Raw genomic sequence first — 24,196 nt, 5'->3', positions numbered from 1 at the left:
ATGGCAAATGGGTTTCTTTTTATTTCTTTATAAAACGTTTAATTGTTTTTTTGCCGTCTTTTTCGAGGATCAAGAAATAAATCCCTCTACTTAACTGACTAACATTCAAACTATTTTCATTTATACTTTGAGAAGCTACAACTGTTCCCTGTCCATCAACAACTGTCGTTTTTCCACCGATTACGTCAGTTGTAAACGATAGTAAATCTACAACAGGGTTTGGATATACAATTAGTGCATTATTTTCTTCTTGATCTGCAATTTCAGAAGTCGCTGCGATTGGCGCTGCATTTCCGACTTTCGTAATTCTAATCCAATTGATATTCATTCCTGTATTTTGAATGTAGATTCCGAAATTGTATGTCCCAGCATTTACGTTTACAGTTTGAGTCACTGTCTGCCAATTTTGCCAACCTCCCGTGTTTGGAATAGTAACATTTCCTAAAATGATGGTTCCGCCATTTAAATCTGAAGATAGTACACCGCCTGAAGCACTTGCCACTCTGTATTCAATTAAATATGAACCACTTGTTGGGAAATTAATATTATTGTAAGCCAGCCAGTCACCTGTTTCGGTATACCCCACATTAGAGCCTCCGCCGGTGTCTGTTGTAGCTTCGACCTGAATACCGCTCATTGCTGAGTAATCTTCGGCCTGAATTAAAGTTGAAGTTTGAGAAGTTGTCGTAGTAATCAGTTTCCACTGCCCACAAGTTTGATTGTTGTTGTCCCATTGCTGTACAATAGCGCCAGAAGCAGTACTTGCTCCAGCAACCTCAACAATTCTTCCGCTGTGACGGGCAACAATTTTATAGAATCCGTCTCCTGTAGAAACTAAAATGAACTGCTGATTCGTTGTTCCGTTATACGGATATTGTTCTACACGTGTACCATTCGCTTTATTAAAACCATTCACGTCCATTGATTGACCGCTGTGATTCACAATAATCTTATACATTCCGTCTCCTAAATGTGTAAACGTAAATTTCTGATTGTTCCCAGAAGTCAACCCCCCTTGATTAATTCCTGCTCCGTTTGACATGCTTGCCGACCAAACATCCATATACAAACCGCTGTTTCTATTTTGAAGGAAAAATGTTTGGTTTCCTAAAGTTGCAACTCCGTTGGCAATAATTCGAATTGAACTTACTTTGTCATTCCAAGTCGTATTCAAACAAGAATTATCAGAATTAATAACCGTTGAAGCTCCTGTAAAATTATCGTCTTGATACAAAATCGCCTGATAACCTTGAGTAATTCGAAGTGAAGAAATATCATCATTTAAAACTCCTAAAGAATTTAATCTTGCCAGATTATAATCACCAATAGTTAATCCGCCAGAAAATCCTGTGTAGTTGCAATCTTTGTAAACGGTAATCACATCTGTAGAAGATGCTATATTTCCTCCCGGTGGAATAGTTCCTGTAATCGAATAACTTCCGATAGAACCGTAAGCCGAATAACCTCCTGCTCCAACATTTCCGGCACCGTTTCCGTCAACTCCTATAAAATATTTTCCTGCAGGAAGATTGACATTCATAGAAGCATTCAAAGCAAATGGATCCGAATTCCAATACGTTCCCATTTCTGCTCCAGCCGAATTAAACAATCGAATTAAAAGATGCAGATTTCCGTCTCTCGAAACCGTATTGGCATTGATAGAAACATTTCCGCCACCCGTTGTAAAAGTGAAGAAATCGTAATCGGCTTCACTCGAAATAATTCCATTTTTTTGGTTAATCTGACCGCTTGCATTATAATCTAAAGTCGCTGCAGAAGCTGTAGTATTTCCATAATCGTCACCGCGGTAACCCACGCCAAACTTAGCACTAGCAATTATAGCAACATCATCTTGTAAATTATTCGCATAATTGTACTGCCCCTTACTCCACTGTACAACAGGTCTGTAATAACCTGCACCCATAATTGGCGCCCAAGAAGTTCCATCTAAACCTAAGAAATAATCTTCCGCAGGATTGGTACGTCCGTCGTGACCTAGATCGAAAGTATGTCCTACTTCGTGAGAAGAAGCATCTCCACCCGATTTTCCAGAAGTGATAAACACCCAGCAAGGCACATCGTTATCCCAGTTAAAAGAACCGATATATGCTACTCCCCCCGCTCCTGGTGCTGCGGTATTTGTTGGTGTCACTACGACTCGCATTCTTCTGTTTTTTGGATATGAATTAAAAACGGCTTCGTTTGTAGTAACATTTACATTAAATGGACGATAATCTTCTGAAACTACTTCCCAGTGTTGTTGAACCGCCGCATCGTTCATTCCAGATGGTGCTGCGTTGATCGCATTTCCGTTGTTCCAAAGATTTCCTGCTGGCATATAATAACCGTCAAAATCAAGCATTATACAGCCTGCAGCTCCTGGCAAACTTTGCAGATCTAACAATGCTGGTGCAATTTCTGCGGCGGCCGCAGTTTTGCTTGCCGTATTGTCTTGTGTCGGAACATTTTTGTAATCGATACAAACCAAAGTGTTGATGTCTACTTTTTCTACAAAAGCATTTCCCTGCGCATCCGAAAAGTATTTATAGGCTTCTCTGGTTTTCTTTAAAAGAATATGCCCTTCTAGCGATTTGTCTTTTACTTTGATATAAAAAGAAGATTCTGCTATATTTTTAATTTCTCCAATTAAAAACTCACTGGATTCGTTGGATTCTTTATAGTTTATTTTTCCGTTAAAGCTTGTTTTTTCTGCCTGAAGCAAAACGGTTTTTTCTGCACTTTTTCCTGTTGCTGATGTTGCAAGCCCTTTCTTTAAATTATTCAAAAATGTTTTACTCGAACCTAAGGAAGTCTGTGCAAAAGCGAAGCTTCCAAAGACGAGAAACAGTAGCATACTAAAATGAAATTTGTAGTTGTTTTTCATATAATTTGGGGTTTATAAGATTTGTTAAATTTTGATGCTGAGTTTTTTTTAACGCAAAGCACGCTAAGTTCTTTTTTCCAATTTGGAACGCAAGCAATATCTAAATATTAAGTTCGCAAAGCTGTGTGTAAACCCAGCTTTGTGAACTTTTTTCAATTTATTGAGTCTTTTATAGAAAAACTCTTTGCGAACTTTGCGAAAAACCTTTGCGCCTTTGCGGTTAAAAAAAAATCTATTTCTTAATAAAACGTCTCACCGTTTTGATTCCGTTTTTCTCTACGGAAATCAAATAAACTCCTGTTTTTAAAGTCGAGACATCAATGCTGTTGTTATTTACCGTTTGAGAAGAAACTGTTGCTCCTCCTTCTGTATTGATGATATTGACATTTCCACCAGAAACTTCAGCTGAAAAGAAAAGCTGGCTTTCTGTTGGATTTGGATAAACACTCAAACTTTCAATAGAATCTGAAGATGCTGATTTCGCAGCCAAAGCAGAAGCCGATTTTGTAATTCTAAACCAGTTGATATTGAAACCTGTATTTTGAACATAGATTCCGAAATTGTATGTTCCTGCGTTTACATTTACAGTTTGTGTAATCGTCTGCCAGTTTTGCCAGCCTCCAGTATTAGGAACATTTACAGCACCAAGCTGAATGGTTCCTGCATTTAAATCAGATGACAATCTTCCTCCTGTAACAGCACTTGATACACGATATTCAATTACATAATTTCCTGAAGTTGGGAAATTGATATTGTAATACGCCATCCAATCTCCCGTATCGCAATAGCCAACGTTTAATCCGCCGCCAGTATCTGTCGTTGCTTCTGTCTGAACGCCACTCATGGTGTTGTAATTTTCAGCCTGAATCAAAGTTCCTGTTCCTGGAGGGTTACTTCCTTTTACAACCTGATCAACAGCTGTTAATAATGATTTTGCTCCAGTTGCATCTTGAGATAATTCCCAAATCATAACTCCCGCAGCATTCTGAATTGCAAAAGTTGTTTTTTGTTTGATGGTTGGAATTCCGTTGTAATAAATCGTATTTCCAACTTGATCTACATTTTCTGCACCTGGATATTGCGCTACGATATTCGCATACGAAATTCCCTGATTGGCAGAAGCTCCAAATCCGTAACCGTAAAACGGAAGTCCGATAACGGCTTTGCTTGCTGGCAATCCGCGGCCTGTCCAATAATTAAACTGATTTACGGCCATACTGTATGGAGAGTGCTGTCCCGGATTTCCTGGCGCCCAAGGTCCTGTTGCATCATACGCCATGATATTGATCCAGTCATACGCTGCAAAAGTAGATGAAGGTACATTTGCACCACCATATCCTTCTGAAAGCGCTGCTGAGATCAATTTCCCATTGGCATGCAATTTATTCGCCAGAGCAATTACAAATCCGCCGTAATCGCCATTAATTGCTGGGCCTTCCAAATCTACATCGACTCCGTCAAAATTATGCGCTACCACATAATCGTAGATTTTCTGGATAAAAGCGGTTCTGTTGGCTGGTGTTATCAGATTGAAATAATTGTCGCGAATCGCTCCGCCTTCCGAAACAGAACCTCCTCCAAGAGAAACAAAAACTTTTACATTATTAGCATGGGCTGTGTTGATAATCGCATTACTTCCTGAATTAAAAGTCAGATATCCATTGGCATCTGGATTTTCAAAAGCAATATTAATATGAGTCAATTTACTATACTGAATGGTACTTGAAAACGAATTCAAATCGATCCAGTTGGGGATATAAGCGATTACTTTTTTCTGCGCAATCGACAGATTAAAAACTCCTAATACTAAAATGATTGTCCATTTTAGCGGCAACCTTTGGTAATTGTTTTTCATAATAATTGTTTTAATAGATTAATAAATTCGTAAATAATTGGGACGGTATTTATGAGTTTAAAAGGTAGATTGCAGATTTTAGATTTTAGATTCGCTTGAATTGGACTACGTCCAAATTCAAGCGGAATTTTTACAACTAACAGTAAATCAATCTAAAATCTGCATTCTAAAATCTAAAATTATTTTTTAATAAAACGTTTGATCACTTTTTTACCATTCTGATCTAGAACCACAAAATAAATTCCGGTTCTTAATCTTGATACATCAATACTATTATTACTGATTTTTTGCTGTGAAACTACAGTTCCAGTCTGATCTATTATGCTTGCTTTTTCTGCGCTTACTGCTGTAGTTACATAAAGCGTACTTTCTGCCGGACTTGGATATACTGTAAGTTCAGTTGGAGTCGATTCTTCTTCTAAGGTTTCAACAGCTGCAGTTCTTGCGGTCGCTCCTGCCCCAACTTTTGTAATTTTAATCCAGTTGATATTCATTCCAGTAGTTTGAATATAGATACCGAAATTGTACGTTCCTGCATTTACGTTTACAGTTTGCGAAACCGTCTGCCAGTTTTGCCAACCTCCCGTATTTGGAACCATAACATTTCCTAAAAGTATTGCTCCAGCATTCAAATCTGAAGAAAGAACTCCGCCAGAAGCACTTGCCACTCTATATTCAATTAAATAAGAGCCTGTTGTTGGGAAATTGATGCTGTTGTATGCTAACCAATCGCCCGTTTCAGTATAACCAACATTTGATCCTCCGCCTGTATCTGTAGTAGCTTCAACCTGAATACCGCTCATTGCTGAATAATCTTCTGCTTGAATTAATACCGAAGTTTGTGAAGAAGTCGCTGGAACCAACTTCCATTGTCCGCAAGTTTGGTTGTTATTATCCCATTGCTGTACAATTGCGCCCGAAGCTGTGCTTGCTCCAGCAACCTCAACAATTCTTCCGCTATGACGGGCCACAATTTTATAAAATCCGCTTCCTGCATCTACCAAAATAAACTGCTGATTAGTTGTCGCATTGTATGGATATTGTTCTACTCTTGCGCCATTGGCTTTATTGAAATTATTGATATCCATAGACATACTGCTGTGGTTGGCAATGATTTTGTACATTCCGTCTCCCAAATGCGTGAACGTAAATTTCTGATTGTTTCCAGAAGTCAAAGCGCCTTGATTAATACCTGCACCATTTGACATACTTGCAGTCCAAACATCCATATACAGATTGCTATTTCTGTTTTGAAGGAAGAAAGTCTGGTTTCCTAAAGTGGTAACTCCGTTAGGAAGAATTCGTATAGAACTTACTTTGTCATTCCATGTGGTATTCAAACAAGAATTATCTGAAGTGATTGTGGTTGAAGTTCCTGTAAAGTTATCATCCATGTATAAAATCGCTTTATAGCCTTGTGCCACTTTAAGTGACGAAATATCATCATTTAAAACTCCTAAAGAATTTAAACGTGCCAAGTTGTAATCGCCAATTGTCAATCCGCCAGAGAAACCTGTGTAGTTACAATCTTTGTAAACGGTAATGACATCTGTCGAAGCTGGAACTGAAGGCGTAGTAAGTCCAAAATATCCTCCAAAAACAGCAATTGCTTTTGTTGGCTGTGGCGAATGAAGCGATGGCGACTGATCGGCAACGTCGTCATAAGCAAATCCGTAGGCTAGATTATCAATATTAATTCCTGGTAAATGCCAGAATTTAGAATAATGATTGGTTGGATTTACCTGATAATATTTAGAAGCATCGTACCAGTTTTGCTGACCCGGATTTGCAGTCGTTGTATTCACAACATGGCGATTTATCGCAGCTGTTAATTGTGCCTGAATCACAAGATCCAAATCTCCATCGACCAATCTTCTGTCCAAAACTCCTTTTCCTTCCAGAGCTTCTTGCGTGCTCGGACGGTTTTGCACGCGCCCTGTTCTTCCGACAAAAGCTCCAGATTGCCCAACCATTTCTAGTTGTTCGCCAATAACTCTTCCTTTAAAAACTCCAGCGTCTCCGGCGTAAAAAATCAAATCTTCATTTTTATATTTATTCCAGATCGCATCGATGTACGATTTTAAATAATTGGCGTATGGCCCAGATCCTTCCGCGTAAGCTGGCGTTTTAGAAGGTGCTGTAATTTCGCCTGTCGCATCATTTACACAACCTTGAAATTCTGCTGGAACATTCGCTTTAAAAGCGGCCACAATATCAGCGTGTTTTTTCAAATCGCCCACTTTTTTCTGATAGCCGTTTGCTCCGAATAATTCTAATCCCATTGGATATTTGTATGAATCTACACGAGTTGGATTTCCGAAGAAACCGTGCTGATTATTTGTCAGCTCAATCATTTCATACAAAATTCCCTGATTCGGATCTGTTGCATTTTGCGGATTTGGCGATGCATATCCTGAAGGCGCTCCACTAGCTCCAAAAAAGTAGAAGTACAATTGTGATCCTTTCGAAATAAAAACTCGACAGCCTGCAATTAATGGCAAAGTGAAAGTTTTGTTTGAAATTTCGCTCAGCTTGGTAAAACATGCCGCATATTTGGAGTTTTGCCCCGGCCCAGTGTTTCCGCCGTAAGTTGGTCCTGTAACTGTATTGTAAGAAGCATTCATTGGTAAAACCTGACTTGTTTTGGCATTAACCCAAACGTGGTTTCCTGTGGTATAATCTATTCCGACAATCGCAACATACAATTCAGTGTCGGCAAAGGGTGAATTATTGCTTATTGTGAACGGGATGGGTCCCTGTCCGTGCATTAGATTTGAAAACACTAAAAATAGTGTCGTCAAAATGGAAAATCTTTGTAGTCTAATTCTTTTCATATCTAAATAATTTTGGGGTTACGTAAAGAGATTTTAAACCAAAGTCATTTTCGCAGTAATGACTAAATGATCCGCCAGGTGCAATTTGGTATGCCCTCCTTGAAATCGCACCCAACGGATTTAAAAATTATTTCTTAATCAGCTTTTTTGTCCAGCTTTTCTGGTCTGATTTGAAATTTAGAATATAGATTCCTCTGCGAAGTTTACTTACGTCAATTACGCTTTCGTTTCCTTGAGGTTTGTTTTGTAAAATTAAATTTCCAGTGTTGTCATAAATCGTTATGACTTTATTGTCTAAGTTTTCAGGAGATGAAACTTGAACATAATTATTCGTCGGATTTGGATAGATTGCAAAAACAACTTCTTCTGCCTGAGGTTCTTCCGAAACATTCAAAGCCATTCTAGCTGTTGAAGATGAGCCGTAAGCTTCAATTTCGTATAACGAATATCCGTAAGGAGCCAAAGCTTTTGCATTACACAAAATTCTTAAATATCTTCCTGATCCGCTTACCGCTAAATCGTCTGTCCCTCCGTCAGAAGCCGTTTGCGTATTGATCGTTTCACTTTCGGTGAAAACATTATCTGCAGAAAGCTGAATTTTATATTGTGTCGCGTAAGCTGCTTCCCATTTTAAAACAACTCTGTTCAGATTGTAATTGGCTCCTAAATCCACATAGATCCATTCGGTTGCGTTGGCAAAAGAACTCGCCCATCTTGTACCAGCATTTCCGTCTGTTGCTTGGTTTGCAGTAAACGTTGCATTTTCTAATGTCGAAGCTGTCGCTGTTTTATTTAAAGCTAAATTCACAGTCGGATTCGGATTTTCTGTCGATACTAAATTTAAAGCTCTTAAATTATCAAAATAATAGGTGTTTCCAGAATTGGTTCCCGGTTCAAATAAGAAAACAAAACGATTTACTTCGCTGTCTGTTGTTGAAGCGTCTGGCGAACTAGCGTACGTAAAAGTTACCGTATGCCAAGCATTACTTTGTTTTACAACCCCCTGATAAATACTATGTCTTCCGACAGGATAATTGGACGGAATCGAAGCACTGCTCTCTGCCTGCCAAGAAATAACCGATCCAACTGGTGCAGAAGTGTAAACGTCCATAGCGAATTTTTTAACGCCGCCTTTGAAATCTCCAATATTGGTTAAAGTCGTATTGAAAGAGAAGTTATCGTATAATTCAGTCGATTTACGAACATATTTTCCAACATTTGAAGATGTATTGATTCCGCTTGCATTTGGGTTTGCCGTGTTTGGCGTATACGTTCCGATAGCGTCTCTAAATGTGATATTGTGAATAGTCTGATAATCTTCGTACACTACGCCAGGCGTAAAAGTATCTGGCAGTTTGGTAGAGCCAATTCTAATGTTATCAAAATAATACGTATCGTTGGTATAAGAACCTGAGTTAAACAATAAAACCATTTGGTTTACAGCTAAGTTGGAAGTTCCCGCATCTGGACTCGAATTGTAATAGAAAGTCAGCGTTTCCCATTGATTTTGTTTGGTTGTAATCGCGACATAATTACTATTTCTCCCTGTCGGATAATTGGCTGGAAGCGATGTTGCACTATTTTCTAAATTCAAACTTACCACTGTTCCAATCGGTGCCGAAGTATAGACATCGATCATAATTTTATTGGTCTGATTTTTTAATAAACCAGCATCTTCGATCGTGCTTTGCGTATTGAAAAACAAAACGTCATATTGCTCTGTAACATTTCTAACGTACCTTGCCACATTTGCGGAAGCGTTAACCGAATTACTTCCAGGATTTGCCACAACAGAATACGTTCCCGTTGTTGTTCCTTTAATAATTTTATTGATTCCATCGTAGTTTTGTAGAATGTCAGTAGCAATAATTGGTTTTTCTGGCGCCGCTTTTGTCAGCAGATTATCAAAATAATAAGTCGCTCCCGAATTCGAATTCGATTCAAAAAGAATTACCACATTATTGATGGTTAAAGCGCTCGTATTAGGATCGATTACTTTTTCGAACTCAAATTCAATCGTTTCCCATTTGTTCTGAACCGTAGTCGTTGCTTTAAAACCGCTATGTCTTCCTAACGGATAATTGGTTGCCGTTGTTACATTGCTGTTTTCTAACTGCATCGAAATTTTGGTTCCAACTGGCGCCGAAGTATAAATATCAAAAGAAAGTCTTTTTCTTCCGTAAACATAATCATTCGCATTTGTGATGGTTACATTTCTGATATTCAAAACATCATACAATTCGCTTGAATTTCGAACATATCTTCCAACTAAAGCAGAAGTGTTTATTCCAGTTGCAGAAGGATTCGCAACAGCTTCTGTCAAAACTCCTGTTTTTACCGGATACAATACATTTCGATTACTTTGAAAATCTTCATGTATTTTTTCAACTGGCAAAGCTGGTTCGGTTGTAACCGCCAGTTTGTAGTTGTTGACATTACAGCCAGAAACTGTTGCAACCACAGAAACATCTCCTCCAGAAGTTCCCCAATTTACAGTAATCGAATTTGTTCCCTGCCCTGATGCAATTGTTGCTCCCGCTGGAACTGTCCAGTTGTAGGTCGCCCCCGCAATTGCATTTACAGAATAGGTTTTACTAGTTTCATTTTGGTATACTTTGTTATCGCCTGTTACCGCATATTTAAAACTCCCATCGTAAACACGAACATAATCGACTTGTAATTTTGCTGGGAAATCGGCAGGAATTGGCTCTACTCCCATACCGTTAACTCTCGTGTAAGGCGTTCCGTAGCTTCCAACTGCGAGATTCAGAATAATATAAAAATTGCTGTCATTAAAAGGCCATCCGCTATTTACAGTTGTATTTGGCGTTGCCGTATGAAACAGCACATCATCTACAAACCATTTAATGATATTTGGTCCCCATTCTACAGCATACACATGAAAATCTGCTGATAAATCAATTGGCGAACTATAACTTCTACCCGTAAACTGATAGCCTCCGCCATCATAATGAATGGTTCCATCTACCGATTTCGGGTTTCTGTGTTTGGCTTCCATAATATCAATTTCTCCCGTAAATGGCCAATTTCCGTTTACTGGAAGCATCCAGAAAGCAGGCCAAGCGCCCTGTCCGTTAGAAAGTTTCATACGGGCTTCAACTCTTCCGTATTTTAAAGCATATTTTCCTTCTGTAGTCAATTTTGAAGAAGCATACGGCTGATCTGGAAACTGTGAATTGGGCTGATATTTTGCCTCAATATTTAAGTAACTGTTTGATCCTTCTTTAACAATTGTTGCCTGATTGGGATCGTAACGCTGTGCCTCAGCATTTCCGAATCCGCAGAGCGACGGACAGCCGTTTCCTGATATGCTCTGCCATTTGGTTAAATCTACTGCTGTGCCGTTAAACTCATCAGACCAAACCAGCGTATTGCATTGGGCATGAGTTTTAAAAAATGGCAACAGTAAGATGAAAACTGCAACACAAAATTGTTTAAAAAAATAAGAATTGCTTTTCGGTGGTCGGCCGAAAAAAGAGTCATTTTGATTCATTTTTAAATAGGTTTTTAGTTAGTAAATGTTATTTCTTGAATGCAGACTGCTTTACAAAACAGTTTGTATTTTCCGACAATAACAGCGCAATATTAACTAAAAAATCAGGCTAGACTTACATTTTGGAGTACGGTTTGACTACGGTACTCGAAAAAAACATCTAAAAATCAACTCTAAAAACACGTACAAGTACTTAGGATTTTACTTCTTAATAAAAATTTAAAAATTAAGAATGAATTCTGTTATGTTAGTATCAGAAGGAAGCTGTAATTTTTTGCGAATACGGTAACGGGTATCTTCAACACCTCGAACAGAAATCCCTAAAAGCGGTGCAATTTCTTTTGTATTAAAGTTCATTCGCAGATAAGCGCACAAACGCATATCGCGAGGGGTAAGTTCAGGATAGCTTGCTTTTAGCCTTTGCATAAAATTATCATGCAACTGATTGAAAATTTCTTCAAATTCGTTCCAATGCTTGTCTCCCTGCAATTCGTGGTCAATTAATTTATTTATTTTAGAGAGAAGACTAAAAATTACATTTGGATCATTCTTTTTATCAATCTGTGCGATGAGTTCTTTTATCGAAAGCAAAATTTCATTTAAATGAATCAAATTGACCGTATTTGAAGCTACTTTGGCATTTTTCAGGTTTATGGTTGCTTCGAGATTTTCGCGCATAATGTTCATATTTTCCTGTTCCAAAGTCAGTTTCTGTTCATTAAGCTCTGCACGGCTGCGAAGCAATTCCTTCTCCTGATTTTCTATCAATTGTTCACGCTGACGCCCAGCAACCAATTTCTGATATCTGACAATCAAATAAATAACCACACTGTAAAGCGCAAAATACAATAGATACGCCCATATTGTTCTGTACCAAGGCGGCAAAACTTCAAAGCGAAAAACAGCTTCTTCGCTCACTACATCATACATATTTTTTGCTCGTACATGAAAAACATATTCGTTTTCTGGCAAGTTGGTATATTCTTTCTCCGTCTGCAAACTATAATCGGACCAGCCAGGCTCAAAACCTTCTAGCCAGTATTCGTATTTCGTGGCATGGGCGTCATCAAAACAAAGCGAAGCAAAAGAAAAATGAAGTGCGTTATTAGTATGCGGTAAAACTGTCGAGAATTTATCGTTTTCAGATCCTTTTTTGTTCGGAAGCACATCATATCGGCTGGAATACAGCAAACTATCTTTCGGAAAAATGCATTTAACTTCAGAAATGACCGTTTTATATTTGGTTTGATATTTTTTATTTTTAATGGCACTGTAATGAATCAAACCTTCTTGCGTACCGAAAAAAACATCACCGCTTTTTGTGGTCTGAATGTTTTCGAAACCCGGAACATATATATAGCGAAGCTTTCGAAAAGGAAGTTCTTCAATCTTAAAACTTCCATTTTTCTGCTTGCTCATTTTTCCTGTATTTTCGCCAGAAACGTACCAAATATTATCTTGCTGATCTGGTTTTAGTAAGCGAATATGATTTTCTAATCCGAGGTATTTCTTGAAAAGCGGATCTGGAATCATTTTTTTTGAAGATAAATCCTGTCTGTAAACCCCTTTTGTGGTTCCGAACAAAATCTGATTATCGACTTTAAAAGTATTCAGAAACAGACTCGACGGAAAACCATTTTTATCATTATAAAACTGAATATCAGCAACCGTATCAAATGCTGCATTAAATTTAAGTTTGTAAATTCCTTTGTATCCGTGCGCGATCCAAATGTTTCCCTGTTTATCGGTTTCCATAATTCTGCTGCTTTCTTCAAAGCCTTTTATTCGACGCTGAAAAACCCAAGAACCGTTTATTTTTTTGAGCAAATACAGTCCGGTATAACCGCCAACAAGCAATAAATCTGGATGATTCGGAATTAAAATTCCCTGCCAAGCACCGTCTATTTTGGCCAACGCTTTCGCGGAATTTCCATTGATTTCGAAAATTCCGTTTTTTTCAAAAGCCAGTAACGAATTACCGAAAACACCAACATTCCAGACATTTTCAGACATTCCAGAAATATGCTGAAAAGTTATGTTTTCTCTTTTTCCGCTTTTATAAGCTCCCCAATCCAGCCCAAACACCCCATTATCGGTGCCGATATACAATTTATTCTCATAAATCTGACTGCAATAAATTTTGGTTTCAGAATTGGAACTGTCTATAATTTTGGACAAAGGCGATGAAATCTGAATCAGAGAAATTCCGCCTTTTAGCGTTACCCACAAATTTCCTTCTTTATCTACCTTAAAATTAGTCACATATTCATTCTGAAGCCCCATTTGTTTGTCGATATGCTGAATCAAATGTCCTTCACCATCTATAACTATCAACCCAGATTGACGCGTTCCGATTCCGAAATATCCATCAGAAAGTTCAATTCCAGCCGAAATCTGATTTTGCTTCAGCAAATGATCTGCTTCTGTCACAAAAGGCTTGATTTGATTTTCGCTGAAGATAAAAAGACCGTTTTTTTGAGTGAATAATAAAAGGCCGTTTTTAGTTCTAAAAATCTTTCTTACCTGCATTCCAGCAAACTTCTGAACGCTTTCCATTGGAATTAACACGTTATCTTTTAGTTTTAATAATCCATTCTCGCTATCCGAAACATAAATTTCTTTTCCCACTTCGAAGAAATCATCAAAGGTTGTTTGAGGCTCTACTACTTTGATTGTATTGTTTTTATAAATAAATATGCCTTCGTAAGAAAAAAAGATAACTTCATTATTTCGGATAACGGTATGCAACACATCACCAAAATTTCGAACCGATTTTGGAAGCAGTTTAACCAAAGAAGTATATTGATATTGTCCATTCGGAAGCTGAATCACAAATCCGAAATCGCCTTGAGCGCCAACATATATTTTATCCTTTTTATCAATAGCCATCGAGCGCACCATGCTTCGATTTTCTGGTTGCGTCACAATTGCCCAACGAACCCCGTCAAACTGCATAATTCCAAAATGATTCGCAAAAAACATCATGCCTTTAGAATCTTGCAGAACATCCCAATTTTCAGACGCAGCTTTATAAACTTTCGGATTGTAATTGGCTATAAAAGGAACCCCAATCTTTTTGATTTGGGAATTGATTTTTAGGGAAATAAATAAAAGCGATAGAAGTAAAATTCTAATTTTAAATTTCATCATTCTGTTTGTGTCTGTAGGTTAGTTTTGTGATTTTGGGAAATCACAACCTGAAAATAGCTCTTTGGGAAAAGATATTTCCTAGGAAATCGTATTATTTCTTTAGTACAGTATTACAAATTCAACATGAAAAGTGCACTAAAAAAAAGAATGTACAAACTCAAATATATAAAATTTAATTTTAATGCAACAAATTACATTTTAAATTAAGAATTGGTCAATTTGACTATTTGAATTTGATAATTTGTCAATTAGGTAATGTGAAAATGAGATAATTTTTTAATGTCGTGAAGCTTTGTCAAAGTTTTAAACTTTGACAAAGCTGTCGTATTTTAGAAGTTCTTTAAAAGCTTATCGAGCTGTCAGGCTGAGCGGAGTCGAAGCCCATTCCAAATTCCATTACTAAAAACCAACCCTTTCTTTAAATAAACTTATATCACTTATATGGTTCAAAATATTTTCAGCAATCTGCCCAATTCTTCATAAGAAGAAAAAAGCTCTGCTCCTTCTTCTTCCAAATCTTCATTATTGAAACCGTTTACTAAACCGTACACTTTAAATCCGCCGCTAATTCCTGCTTTTACACCAGATTTACTATCTTCGACCACAATGCAATCTTTTACCTCAAATCCCATTTCTTTTGCAGCATGCAGAAATATGCCTGGCTCTGGTTTCCAACTGCCTATTTGGTACGAGCTATATATTTTATTTTCGAATTTATCTAGCAATCCCGCCACTTCAAGATTTAAACGAATCTTTTCTACGGGTCCGCTCGAAGCTACACAATAAGGAATTTTTAGGTTATTGATAAAATCTTCAACACCTTCCATTGGTTTGACTTGGGTTCTAAAGGCTTCAAAACTTTTCTCACGATATTCATTTTCAAATGTTTCTGGGAGATTTTGTCCAATGGCTTCTTCAATGTGGCAAAAACAATCTTTTAAACTTCTGCCATTAAAATAGCGGTAAGCATCTTCCAATTCCATTTCAAATCCGTGCTGCTGTGCCATTTCAAGCAATATTCCATTTCCTATTTTTTCTGTATCGACCAAAACTCCGTCACAATCGAAAATTATACATTTAACCATTTTTGTTGATTTTAATAAATCTCAATTTACAAAAAGCAAATGAGATAATGGGGCAATTGAGATAATTAGATAATGTTTAATTATCTAATTAAAAGAGTCTTGTACAAAATCACTCCAAATCTGTATTTTAATTTCTTATTTGATTTGTACTTTTATGAAAACTATTAAACCTACAAATTTTGAAAAAACATCTTTTTATCATAACCATTCTGGCAGTTCATTTTACTGCTTTTTCTCAGAATAAAACTATTACTATTTCTAATAATTTAAATGTCGATAGAGAATTTGAAACTGTTGAATTGAACAAAAAAATATTAGGTTTACCAGTTTCAGTGAAACTTGAAGATTATGCGATTAAAGAAAATAATACATTTTTGGAAACTCAAACAGTAGATAATGACGGCGACGGAATTGCCGATGTACTTCTTTTTCAGCCTAAAATAAAAGCTTCCTCAAAACAGGATTTTGAAGTTTTTGTTGGGACAAATCCTTCTGCATCAAAATTAATTAGCTGTTATTCTCGTTTCGTTCCGGAACGAACAGACGATTATGCATGGGAAAATAATAAAGTTGCTTTTAGAACTTACGGTCCTGTGGCACAAAAAATGGTTGAGGACAAAATTCCAGGCGGTACTTTAACAAGCGGAATTGATGCTTGGCTGAAAAGAGTCGATTACCCAATCATTAATAAATGGTACGAAAAAGCCACAAACGGAACGGGAACCTATCATAAAGATACTGGAGAAGGTTTGGATAATTTTCACGTTGGTGATAGTCGTGGCGTGGGCGGAATTGCAGTAAAAGTGGATGGAAAATACTATTTTTCTAAAAATTTCATCAGCTGGAAAACCATTACAACCGGACCAATCAGAACAAGTTTTATTTTAACGTATGCCGATTGGGATGCCAAAGGAAACAAAATAACTGAATCGAAATTGATTAGTTTGGATTATGGAAGCCAACTTTCCCGTTTTGAAATTAATATCACTGGAACAAAAGAAATCGCTGCGGGATTAACGCTTCATGAGAAAAAAGGAACTATTGGCACCAATTTAAAAGAAGGCTGGTTAAGCTATTGGGAACCTATCGATGATTCGGAAATCGGAACTGGACTGGTTGCTCCAAAAGGTACGTTACTTAGTTTTGACGATCATGTAACTGACGAAAAGGATTTAAGCAATCTTTACGGAAATATCTCGGTTAAAAATAACAAAGCTATTTATTATGTCGGTTTTGGATGGAAAAAAGGAAGTCCGTTTCAGACTAAACAGGAATGGGAAAAATATTTAAGTTCTTTTGCTGAGAAGATTAATAATCCTTTGGTTGTGAAGGTTAAGAAGTGATTTTTTTGGCCACTAAGGCGCTAAGGCACTAAGTTTTTTTATTTCGCGCAATCCCGATAGCTATCGGGAGCGGAGGCGTAAAGTTTCTATTTTTTAAGTTTAGTTTGTCATCCTGAGCGGAGTCGAAGGACACGCAAGTAACTCTACAAAGAACTGTACACATTTACACCTGACAGGTTTTAAAAACCTGTCAGGTGTCGTCGAAAAAATAAAAAATTAGTAATTTCAAACATAGCCCACGGTTTCAACCGTGGGAAACGTTTTGTAATTACAGCAGCTATTAATAATCAACGATTACGGATATCCCTAGTGTACCCACGGTTGAAACCGTGGGCTATATTTATAAACTATATGCAATAAAAAAGCAACAGTTTTTTGTCATTTTAGGAACGAGGAATCTCAATGATAAACTCTACCAAGATTGGTGATTTTGTTTGAGGAATTTCTAGTGTGATCCTTCCTTCGTCAGGATGACAAACTAAACTTAAAAATAAACCTTCGCGCCTCTACTACCGATAACTATCGGGATTACGCGATTAAAAATAAAACTTCGTGCCTTAGCGTCTTCGTGGCAAAAAAACCTATCGCTTACCAGGAAAATAATTCTCCTTTAAAATAATCTCCAGCGGAATATATTGCGTTTTCTCCACCGATTCCTGAAGAACCAATTTTTTATACAAATAATTAATTCCCATATAACCTTGCTGTTCCGGTCTTTGATTGATCAGGAAATCAATTACGCCTTTGTTGAGATATTCAATATTTTCATTCAATAAATCGTAACCGATAATTCGCACACCTTTTATATTATTTTCATCTAAAAATCGGGCTACAATGTACGCTCTGGAATTGGGTACAAAAACACTATTTACACCCGAAAACATTTCCAAATTCAATTGATCAATTCCAGAATCCTTAATTGTGACTTCAGAAAACTTAAAATTGGTCAATTCATCATGATCTTTAAAATAAGAATAAAATCCGTTGATCCGTTGTAAGTAAACCGAGGTGCTTTCGATTTCTCTTGCAATTTTAAAAATCAAAACGTGCCTTTCATTTTTAACCGCAAAACTGATTAACCTTCCAGCCAAATAACCACTTTGAAAAGCATCCTGCCCCACATAAGCATGTTCGTTTTCTTCGGAAATATTCGAATCGATCATGACAACGGGAATTCTTTTTTGCTGGTATTCCTTTAAAAACAAAACAGAATCTTCATAAAAAATAGGAGCAAAAAGCAAACCGTCACAAGTGAACTGCATTACTTTTTTAACGGTTTCTTTAAAAGAGGCCAGATTATAATCGTAGAAAAAATAGTCCAAAACAATTCCGAATTTGCTAAACTCTTGAGCCGCTTTTTCTATTCCATCGACCTGACTTTTCCAATATTCCAACTTTTCAGATTTTGGAAGAAAAACAGCAAAACGAAATTTTTTGTTTAAAGCCAAATTACTCGCCAGAATATTCCGTTTATAACCAAACTGTTCAATTATTGCATTGACTTTATCGACAGTTTCCTGTGCCACTTGTCCGCGGTTATGCAAAATTCTATCTACCGTTCCAGGAGAAGTATTGGCGAGTTCGGCTATTTTCTTAATTGTTATGATACTAATTCGTTTTAAGTTAAATTCTTACTAAACATACACTTTATTCGTTTTTTTATTTAGAAAAGTTGTTTTAGTTAACTTTTTCTCTACATTTGTAAACAGACCGTGTGCGTACACGCAAACATACACATATGTTTCTAAAAAATCATAACTTTTGGTAAAAATTTTATTAAACTAAATGATTTTCAGAGCAATTCGCTTTCTAAAAAAAGAATCTGAATCGGTTAAAAACTAACTAAATACAACTAAAAATGATTATTGACTCACTGCAAAATGCTTCCAAATACTTTGGGCTTCATCCCAATTTTAAAAAGGCATTCGATTATGTAAATCAAAACGACATTAGCAACTTGCCAGACGGTGCAATAGAAATTGGTGAAGGCTTGAAATTAATCGCCATTTCTGGTCAAGGAAATACACGCGAAGAAGCTGTAAAAGGTTTTGAATGCCATGACCAAAACATTGACATTCAGATTTCATTAAAAGGTCCTGAGACTTTTGCATGGAAACCTAGAGAAAAATGTGTAAATCCAAATGGAGAATATAGTGACGAAAGAGATGTTAGATTCTTTCACGACGCTCCAGATACTTTCTTCGAACTTCAAGAAAACCAATTTGCGATCTTATTTCCAGAAGATGTACATACAGCAATGATTGGCGAAGGTTTACTGCGAAAAGTGGTTATTAAAGTAAAAATATAATTATGAGTACAATTCAAAACTCGATTGAAGTAATCGTAAATCAGGGCATGCTTCCTTTGTATTTCAATGCTGACGAAAGTAAAAGTATTGCTGTTTTAAAAACATTATACAATGTCGGAATTAGAGCGGTTGAATATACGAGCCGTGGTCCAGAAGCACTTTCAAACTTCAAAAAAATGATTGAAGTTCGAAATGCCGAAATGCCTGGAATGCTTTTAGGCATTGGAACTATCAAAAATTTAGCGCAGGCAGAAACGTATTTTTTAACTGGAGCCGACTTTTTTATCAGTCCGGGATTTGTTCCTGAAATAGCTTCGTTTTTAAATTCTAAAGGAGTATTGTATGCGCCAGGATGCATGACACCGACAGAAATTATTGCGGCAGAAAATGCAGGCGTACAATTCATTAAACTTTTCCCAGGAAATATTCTAGGTCCAGATTTTATGAGCGGTATTAAAGATGTTTTTCCAAATCTAACTTTTATGCCAACTGGTGGAGTCGATACAACTAAAACGAGTATTCAAAGCTGGTTCAATGCTGGAGTTTCAGCAGTTGGAATGGGCAGCAAACTCATCAGCAAAAAAGTGATGGAATACGAAGAATACGATACTATCGAAAAGGAAACTAGAAATGTTTTGGAAATTATTGAAAACCTGAGAAAGGGATAAATTCCAAATTTTAAATTCCAAATTCCAATAAAACGAAACAAAAAAATTAATATAAACATACTTTATTTTCCAGATTGGAATTTGGAATTTTAAAGTATTTGAAATTTTAAAAATTTAATGGATTCAATATTTAATTTAAAAGGAAAAATAGCTCTAATAACAGGTGGCGCTGGAGTTTTAGGAAGTCGTTTCGCTAATGTTTTGGCGCAACAGGGCGTTATTGTCGGAATCGTTTCGCAGTCACTTGAAAAAGCGGAGAACACTGTAAAAGACATTGAAGCAAATGGCGGAAAAGGTTTTGCTGTTCAAGCGAATGTTTTAAACAAAGAAGAAGTAGAAAAAGCGAGAGATTTTATCGTTGAAAAATACGGGCGTCTTGACATCTTGATTAATGCTGCTGGAGGAAATATGCCAGGCGCAACGATTCAGCCTGATCAGGCGGTTTACGATATGAAAAGTGATGATTTGCAAAAAGTAATCGATTTGAATATTATTGGAACGATGCTTCCAACTCAAGTTTTTGCGGAGCTTTTTGCGAAACAAAAATCAGGAAATATCATCAACATTTCGTCGGCGTCTGCACAAAGACCATTAACGAGAGTGGTGGGTTATTCGGCTTCAAAGGCGGCTATTGATAATTTCACACAATGGATGGCGGTGGAACTGGCTCAGAAATACGGCGAAGGAATTCGTGTAAACGCTATTTCTCCAGGTTTTTTCATTGGCGAACAAAACCGTGCTTTGTTATTGACTCCAGAAGGAAAATTAACGCCAAGAGGAGAAAAAATCATTGATCACACGCCAATGGGAAGATTCGGAACTCCAGAAGACATTGACGGTGCGCTTTTATTTTTATGCAGCGACATGTCAAAATTTGTAACGGGAACAATCCTAAAAGTAGACGGCGGATTTGCAGCAACTAGTATTTAATTAGCGTGCTCTCCTGCAAGGTTTTCGAAACCTTGTAGGTATAAATTTGAACACGAATTTCACTAATTACCACTAATTATCATTTGCAATATTGCGAGATTTTGGAAGCCTTTTAGATATAAAATAATATCGTTCTAAGATTCCGAAAATAATAAATGATTCTTATGAAAACGAGTGCCCTAGCCCCGATAGAAGTGGAAATCCTTTTGTGTCTCGTTTCTTTAACGAGACACAAAAGATTGAAACGGATAGCGGGAAATAGCTCCTCAAAAAACTTTATAAATAATTAAACCTACAAGGTTTCGTAAACCTTGCAGGAAACTAAACCAATAAAACTAAAATGGAACAAACACTAAGATGGTTCGGACCAAATGATCCTGTTTCTTTACAAGATATCAAACAAACCGGCGCAACGGGAATTGTAACGGCTTTACACCATATTCCGAACGGGCAGGTTTGGACAATTGAAGAAATCATTAAACGAAAAGTTGAAATCGAACATGAAGACGGCGATCCGAAAAAAGGTGCTTCTGGGTTGATTTGGTCGGTTGTTGAAAGTATTCCGGTTCACGAGGATATTAAAAAACAGACTGGAAATTATCTGGAATACATTGAAAATTACAAAGAAAGCATTCGCAATTTGGCTTTGTGCGGTATTAAATGTGTTTGCTACAACTTTATGCCGGTTTTAGACTGGTCAAGAACGGATTTATCGTATACGGTTGAAGACGGTTCGAAAGCTTTACGTTTTGATATTAATGCTTTTGCTGCTTTTGAATTGTTTATTTTGAAAAGACCTGACGCGCAAAAAGAATACTCGCTGGAACAAATTCAGAAAGCAAGAGATTATTTTGATGCGATGAATGAGGAGGATAAAATCAAACTGCAACGCAATATTTTAGCTGGACTTCCGGGTGCAGAAGAAGCGTATACGGTTGAGGATTTCTTGGTGACATTAAGCGCTTACAATCATATTGACAGACAAGCTTTAAAGAATAATTTATTTCATTTTCTAAAAGAAATTATTCCGGTTGCTGAGAGTAAAGGCGTTTTGATGGCGATTCATCCAGACGATCCGCCATACCCGATTTTAGGTTTGCCAAGAGTGGTAAGTACGGAAGAAGATTTGATTGAATTAATGAACGCTGCTCCTTCTCCATCAAACGGATTTACGATGTGTACAGGCTCATATGGTGTTCGTGCCGACAATGATTTGCCAGGAATTGTAAGACGTCATGGCGATAAAATGAATTTTATTCACTTAAGAAGCACGCAACGCGACGAAGAAGGCAGTTTTTACGAAGCGAATCACCTTGAAGGCGATGTTGACATGTATGAAGTGGTGAAAGCAATTCTAGAAGTAGAAAAAAGAAACAACAGCCAATTGCCAATGCGTCCCGATCACGGACACCAAATGCTGGATGATTTGAAGAAAAAGACCAATCCGGGTTATTCTGCAATTGGGCGTTTAAGAGGTCTTGCAGAACTGCGTGGATTGGAACTGGGAATCAAGCGATCTTTATAAGGGTTTTGCCACTAAGGTGCTAAGGCTCTAAGTTTATATTTTTTTTTAATCTCGCAAAGTCGCAGAGACGCAAAGTTTTTTTTGCCACTGATTAAAGTGATTTAAAGGATTTTTTTTCGCAGATTTGGCAGATTAAGGAGATTTTTTATTCTCATTTTTGTCTTCCTGAGCGAAGTCGAAGGACACGCTAGAAGCTCGACAAAGATTGTCGATTTTGTTTGCGGAGTTACTTACGCCTCCTTCGACTTCGCTCAGGATGACAAACTAGACTTAAAAATCTTTGCGCCTCCGCTCCCGATAGCTATCGGCATTGCGAGAACCAGAAAAATCTTAGAGCCTTAGCGTCTTAGTGGCAAAAAACAAAAAAACTAACTAGCCACAAAAACCACAAACCATGATTCGCCAAACCATTCTTATCTCCTGCTCTTTATTTGCGAATGTGATATTGGCGCAGGAATTACCTAAAATCCTATCTCAAAAAACAAACTATTTACCCGATTTCAGTTATGCGGGTTACCATTTTGGCGAAAAACCGCTTCCTGAATCTAACGGAAAAATTATTAATGCAACCGATTTTGGCGTAAAATCCAATGATCAATTAGACGATTCTAAAGCACTTTTAAAAGCTTTTAAAGCAGCAAATGCAGTCGATGGAAATGTAATCCTGAAATTGCCTGCGGGACGAATTATTCTGAGCGAAATTCTCTACATCGAAAGAAGCAATTTCGTGCTTCGCGGTGCGGGTTCTGCTGAAAACGGAACCGAAATCTATTGCCCAAGACCGATGATGTATCTTAAAGATTCTGAGGTTTTGGCTGAACTCCGCGAGTATTTAACCACTTTCGACAAACGTCAGCGTGAACCCGAAAATAACATCGATCTTCCTTTTTCACAATATGCGTGGTCGGGCGGTTTTATCTGGACGCAGGTTCCGGGGGAGCGCGTAAAATCTTATTTGGATAAATACGAACCCGAATCGAACCCACTGGCGAAAGTAAGTTCAGGAAAAATGGGCGAGCATGTTATTACAGTTTCTGAAATTAAAAATCTGAAAGTTGGTGACGTTGTTGAATTGCAATTATTTAATAAAGACGGCGAAAACGGCGAAATCATCAATGATTTATATCAAGGCGCAAAAGTAAAACCGGGATCGCATCACTGGAAGTTTCCAAAACTTCCAATTGTGAGACAACAGGTTGAAATCACTAAAATTTCAGGCTCCAAAATTACTTTAAAAACACCTTTAACCATTTCGATAAAACCAAGTTATCAGGCACAATTAGTGGAATGGAAACATTTAAATGAAGTCGGAATTGAACATCTTCGTTTTACTTTTCCAGATATTCCGAGAGTCGCGCATCATGTAGAACCTGGAAATAATGGCATTTTCTTAACCCGTTTATTTAATTCATGGGTAAAAGACGTCAAAATAACTAATGCCGACAGTGGTATTTTAGCCGAAGAAGTGGCCAATACTACCATTCAAGATATTATAACCGACGGCCCACATCTAGCACATTATACCGTAACTTTAGGCGGCGTGCATAATATTTTGGTCAAGAATCTGAAAATTTATAATTCTGCTGTTCATCCGTTAAGTTTCAACACTTTTGCTACTAAAAACGTGTATCAAAACTGCGAAATATTTACCGATCCTGTTTTAGATCAACACTCGGGTGCCAATCATCAAAATTTGTTTGATAATATAACGGTTCATTTTAAAGCCGACAAAAACAATAGTTACGCTTTATTTGGCGGTGGCGGCGCTGACTATTGGAAGCCTTCTCACGGTCCTTTCAGTACGTTTTGGAATCTGAATGTTCAGGTCGAAAATCCAGATGCATCAAAACCGGTTTTATTGTACGGAATGAAAGACGGCGCTTTAGCCAGAATCATTGGCGTTCACGGAAATACGAAATTTAAAATCAAATATGATGTTGACCCTTATATTGAGTTTTTGAATCAGGCGATTGATAAAGTGCCTTCGTTGTATGATTATCAGTTGCAAAGACGATTAAGGTAAGTTTAAAATTGCCACAAAGGCACGAAGTCACAAAGTTCCTCATTTTTGTTTCACGCAGATTTAAAATGATTCAATCA

General features: G+C 37.2%; 13 protein-coding genes. 6 read left to right on the top strand and 7 right to left on the bottom strand.

Features of this window, described 5'->3' with window-relative positions; translation table 11 throughout:
- Positions 1 to 19 precede the first annotated feature (19 nt).
- The 6 genes from AC3E9W_RS16975 to AC3E9W_RS16950 all read right to left on the bottom strand — a co-directional run bounded on the left by AC3E9W_RS16975 (position 20) and on the right by AC3E9W_RS16950 (position 15,322).
- Positions 20 to 2,884 (bottom strand): carbohydrate-binding protein, encoded by a 2,865-nt coding sequence (locus AC3E9W_RS16975; RefSeq protein ID WP_488769262.1) that lies wholly within the window; start codon positions 2,882 to 2,884, stop codon positions 20 to 22.
- A 232-nt stretch (positions 2,885 to 3,116) separates the two neighbouring features.
- The gene (locus tag AC3E9W_RS16970) at positions 3,117 to 4,739 is read right to left on the bottom strand and encodes a glycosyl hydrolase family 18 protein (protein WP_488769261.1); all 1,623 of its coding nucleotides are present in this window, start codon (positions 4,737 to 4,739) and stop codon (positions 3,117 to 3,119) included.
- A 179-nt stretch (positions 4,740 to 4,918) separates the two neighbouring features.
- Positions 4,919 to 7,573, bottom strand: a complete 2,655-nt coding sequence (locus AC3E9W_RS16965; protein ID WP_488769260.1) for a beta-1,3-glucanase family protein — start codon at positions 7,571 to 7,573, stop codon at positions 4,919 to 4,921.
- A gap of 127 nt (positions 7,574 to 7,700) precedes the next feature.
- Positions 7,701 to 11,087, bottom strand: coding sequence for a family 16 glycosylhydrolase (locus AC3E9W_RS16960; RefSeq protein WP_488769259.1), 3,387 nt, complete (start codon positions 11,085 to 11,087; stop codon positions 7,701 to 7,703).
- 219 nt (positions 11,088 to 11,306) lie between these two features.
- A complete protein-coding gene (locus AC3E9W_RS16955) occupies positions 11,307 to 14,237 on the bottom strand; it encodes a triple tyrosine motif-containing protein (RefSeq protein ID WP_488769258.1) in 2,931 nt (976 codons plus the stop codon).
- Positions 14,238 to 14,683: 446 nt separating this feature from the next.
- Positions 14,684 to 15,322, bottom strand: coding sequence for an HAD family hydrolase (locus AC3E9W_RS16950; RefSeq protein WP_488769257.1), 639 nt, complete (start codon positions 15,320 to 15,322; stop codon positions 14,684 to 14,686).
- Positions 15,323 to 15,501: 179 nt separating this feature from the next.
- Here AC3E9W_RS16950 and AC3E9W_RS16945 point away from each other — a divergent pair, with 179 nt between their 5' ends.
- The gene (locus AC3E9W_RS16945; RefSeq protein WP_488769256.1) at positions 15,502 to 16,665 is read left to right on the top strand and encodes a BT3233 family polysaccharide utilization protein; all 1,164 of its coding nucleotides are present in this window, start codon (positions 15,502 to 15,504) and stop codon (positions 16,663 to 16,665) included.
- Positions 16,666 to 17,246: 581 nt separating this feature from the next.
- On the opposite strand, the gene AC3E9W_RS16940 is transcribed toward AC3E9W_RS16945, so the two are convergent.
- On the bottom strand, positions 17,247 to 18,254 hold the full coding sequence (locus AC3E9W_RS16940; RefSeq protein WP_488769377.1) for a substrate-binding domain-containing protein: 1,008 nt from the start codon (positions 18,252 to 18,254) through the stop codon (positions 17,247 to 17,249).
- 269 nt (positions 18,255 to 18,523) lie between these two features.
- Between AC3E9W_RS16940 and AC3E9W_RS16935 the strand changes: the two genes are divergently transcribed.
- The 5 genes from AC3E9W_RS16935 to AC3E9W_RS16915 all read left to right on the top strand — a co-directional run bounded on the left by AC3E9W_RS16935 (position 18,524) and on the right by AC3E9W_RS16915 (position 24,119).
- Entirely contained in the window at positions 18,524 to 18,973 is a 450-nt protein-coding gene (locus AC3E9W_RS16935) for a NanQ anomerase/TabA/YiaL family protein (protein WP_306160726.1), read from the top strand.
- A gap of 2 nt (positions 18,974 to 18,975) precedes the next feature.
- Positions 18,976 to 19,641 (top strand): beta/alpha barrel domain-containing protein, encoded by a 666-nt coding sequence (locus AC3E9W_RS16930; protein WP_488769255.1) that lies wholly within the window; start codon positions 18,976 to 18,978, stop codon positions 19,639 to 19,641.
- Positions 19,642 to 19,758: 117 nt separating this feature from the next.
- Positions 19,759 to 20,571, top strand: a complete 813-nt coding sequence (locus AC3E9W_RS16925) for an SDR family oxidoreductase (RefSeq protein WP_306160722.1) — start codon at positions 19,759 to 19,761, stop codon at positions 20,569 to 20,571.
- A 340-nt stretch (positions 20,572 to 20,911) separates the two neighbouring features.
- Positions 20,912 to 22,096: a mannonate dehydratase gene (gene uxuA / locus AC3E9W_RS16920; protein WP_456895196.1), complete on the top strand. Its 1,185-nt coding sequence runs from the start codon at positions 20,912 to 20,914 to the stop codon at positions 22,094 to 22,096.
- A gap of 394 nt (positions 22,097 to 22,490) precedes the next feature.
- Positions 22,491 to 24,119, top strand: a complete 1,629-nt coding sequence (locus tag AC3E9W_RS16915) for a hypothetical protein (protein WP_488769254.1) — start codon at positions 22,491 to 22,493, stop codon at positions 24,117 to 24,119.
- Positions 24,120 to 24,196: the final 77 nt, after the last annotated feature.

It is taken from the genome of Flavobacterium sp. 38 (genome assembly GCF_057799715.1).
Note: the sequence above shows the minus strand (reverse complement) of the source record. Positions and strands in the feature narration are given on the sequence as shown.

What these genes read in the sequence shown, in the direction of transcription:
- AC3E9W_RS16955 (WP_488769258.1), bottom strand. Translation starts at nt 14,237, where the DNA reads ATGATGAAATTTAAAATTAGAATTTTACTTCTATCGCTTTTATTTATT.
- AC3E9W_RS16935 (WP_306160726.1), top strand. Translation starts at nt 18,524, where the DNA reads ATGATTATTGACTCACTGCAAAATGCTTCCAAATACTTTGGGCTTCAT.
- AC3E9W_RS16965 (WP_488769260.1), bottom strand. Translation starts at nt 7,573, where the DNA reads ATGAAAAGAATTAGACTACAAAGATTTTCCATTTTGACGACACTATTT.
- AC3E9W_RS16975 (WP_488769262.1), bottom strand. Translation starts at nt 2,884, where the DNA reads ATGAAAAACAACTACAAATTTCATTTTAGTATGCTACTGTTTCTCGTC.
- AC3E9W_RS16915 (WP_488769254.1), top strand. Translation starts at nt 22,491, where the DNA reads ATGATTCGCCAAACCATTCTTATCTCCTGCTCTTTATTTGCGAATGTG.
- AC3E9W_RS16950 (WP_488769257.1), bottom strand. Translation starts at nt 15,322, where the DNA reads ATGGTTAAATGTATAATTTTCGATTGTGACGGAGTTTTGGTCGATACA.
- AC3E9W_RS16960 (WP_488769259.1), bottom strand. Translation starts at nt 11,087, where the DNA reads ATGAATCAAAATGACTCTTTTTTCGGCCGACCACCGAAAAGCAATTCT.
- AC3E9W_RS16970 (WP_488769261.1), bottom strand. Translation starts at nt 4,739, where the DNA reads ATGAAAAACAATTACCAAAGGTTGCCGCTAAAATGGACAATCATTTTA.
- uxuA (WP_456895196.1), top strand. Translation starts at nt 20,912, where the DNA reads ATGGAACAAACACTAAGATGGTTCGGACCAAATGATCCTGTTTCTTTA.
- AC3E9W_RS16925 (WP_306160722.1), top strand. Translation starts at nt 19,759, where the DNA reads ATGGATTCAATATTTAATTTAAAAGGAAAAATAGCTCTAATAACAGGT.
- AC3E9W_RS16930 (WP_488769255.1), top strand. Translation starts at nt 18,976, where the DNA reads ATGAGTACAATTCAAAACTCGATTGAAGTAATCGTAAATCAGGGCATG.